Genomic DNA, 2,303 nt, shown 5'->3' on the forward strand with positions numbered 1-2,303 from the left:
ACAGGGCTCCCTGGCGAACGAGTTGAGACGTGAGATCTCTCGCTCAACCGTCCGGGAGCCTTGTCCGTTACGAGCCCACGCCTGTCACCCGATCACTGGCCAACTCGAAGAAGCTCACCGAGCCCGCTGCGCTGACGGGCGGCACAATGGATCACCGTCGTCGCGCGGCGTGTGAGTTGCTTCGAGAGGTGGCTTGGAGCAAGGGAGTCAAAGTTCGGGCGCGGTGTTTGGCTACCATCCCCGCTAGCAGCAGAGCGGCGGCCAGGCACCAGGGGTCGATCAACGGGATTTGCACAAGTGGGTCGAAGTTCGCAGTCAGCACGTGGTCGCTGTCCATGCGGACACTGACTGTCGGATCACCACTGCCATACGGCTGCCCGTCGAGTGTCCAGCCTGTAAATACGAAGCCTGGCTCTGGACTGGCCGTGACAGTCACGCTTACTTCAGGTGCGTACGGCCCGGGCACCTCAGCTGTGGCTGTTCCCCCTTCAGCAGGGGTCGCTTCCGTGGTGAGGCTGCATAATACGGATGGTGTCACGGCAGCCCGGTACGCCTCGACGGCGGGGGCGAACTCGTTGAGCATACGGGCGTTGTCTGCGGGCTGCTCCACGCCGGGGCCGTAGGCAATGCCGGCTGCTTCACCCTGATAGAACTTATTTGGGCTGGAGTACAGAGGTGCTTCGTTGCATCCGTCGCAGGCAGAGTTATAGGCCATGACGGTGTGCCATGCCTTGCTGGGCGGCACATAGCCGTGGTCGTAGGGGTGCAGATCGTTGCGGCGTGGTGTGGTCAGCCAGTCGTGGTTCGCACCGAGGTTGTGCCCGGTCTCGTGCGCAAGGATCATGGGGAACTTGTACCGGATGCTCGTGACCGAGAATCCGTACGGTTCTGTGGCAGGGGATGGTTCCGGGGGTGTGTAGCCGATTCCGAGCACGTAGTCCCCGCTGGGGCTGATAGTTACGAGGGTGACCAGGTCAGCGCCGTACTGATCGCGGAGGTCGCTGACGTTGGTCAGTCCAGGACCGGCCGAGTCGGCCAGGTTCTGCAGGAGCTCTGCGGTGATTTCTTCACCGCCGTTGTATCCCGTGGCTTCTTGGGTGTGTACCAGCCGCATGCGGGCACGGATGCCGCTGTTGGCGTAGGTCTGATTGGTCCAAGTCACCGCGTTGGTGATCGCCATTTCCATGGCGGTGTCACCGCCGAGATACGCTGCGGCCTGAGGAGTGTAGAGCGCCAACAGGTCCAAAGTCGTGCCCGTGGCCGTGCATGTGGCGGCGGGCTGGCGTGAGAAAGTTGCCAAGGGGCTTGCCTGTGCCTGCACCCCAAGCGCGCCCCCTTGCTGAGAGGGGACAGGCGGAAGGGGAGGCTCCGTGAAGGGCACCTTGGGATCGACCTCTACGACTCGTACGAAGCCAGGGCGCAGGGGCTTAACAGTGACGCGGTGGCCCTTCAAGCTGAAATCGGCGCTGACGAGAGGCTCCTCGGGACCACCGCAAGCGTTACTTGCGGTGAGGATCACCTGCTCATCCTCGGAGCCTTCGACTTTGCCTCGCCACTCGAGCAGTCCCTTTTCGTCAGTCCTGCTTGTGGTTGTTATCGCAGTAACCTGCAAGTCCTCGAACAGATTGAAGGTGAGCCGTGCCGGTTTCTCTGTCTGGCTGCATACCTCCGCGAAGCCCTTGCGGTCGATACGGGCGATTCGTGAGCGCAGCTCCCACGGGTCCTTTTCATGCGAGGGTTCACCGGCAGAGATGTCAGGGGAGAGGAGCGACCCAGCCGATGAGCCACCCTCGCCGGTGCTTACCTGCCCCGTGTGCGGCGATGCCCCGGGAGCGGCCACGATCAGAAGCAGCATGGGCGCCATCATGACGCCGAGAACGCTGGCACATCGAACCGCAAATAGGGTGATCGCTGGTAACCGCGAGGTACGCATAGTTTTTATGAGGGATCTTGCCGCCGGGGATGATGTCTATATCCCGGTTCTGAGCAGATGAGCACGTCATTCATGCAGCGGCGGGAACCGGTGCCGTGCCGGGTATCCGTGCGTGTGAGGTCACCGCGCATCGCGAGCCTGAGCAGCGCGTATGACGCGCGTCGGCAGGGTGTGTCCAGTCAACAGCTGATCTTGGTTGTTAAAGGTCAGTGGCTGGTGGTGGGGGTGAGGCGGCCTTCGAAGGCGATCTGGAAGGCATTCAGTGAACGTCTTTGATCCTGAATAGTTGCAGGTCAGCAACGTGTGAACGGCTCGGACGATGGTGCTGACGCGGCGGGTGGAACATCGGGCTCGTCGTAGCAGTCGCCAC

General features: G+C 62.2%; 1 protein-coding gene and 1 pseudogene. Both read right to left on the bottom strand.

Going from position 1 to position 2,303, the window contains the following annotated elements; translation table 11 throughout:
• Positions 1 to 151: 151 nt before the first annotated feature.
• Positions 152 to 1,855, bottom strand: coding sequence for a M12 family metallo-peptidase (locus ACZ6C1_RS38950; protein ID WP_469247758.1), 1,704 nt, complete (start codon positions 1,853 to 1,855; stop codon positions 152 to 154).
• A gap of 354 nt (positions 1,856 to 2,209) precedes the next feature.
• Positions 2,210 to 2,303: pseudogene (locus tag ACZ6C1_RS38955) on the bottom strand (IS5/IS1182 family transposase); the annotation flags it as partial.

It is taken from the genome of Streptomyces sp. NPDC041796 (assembly GCF_055590785.1).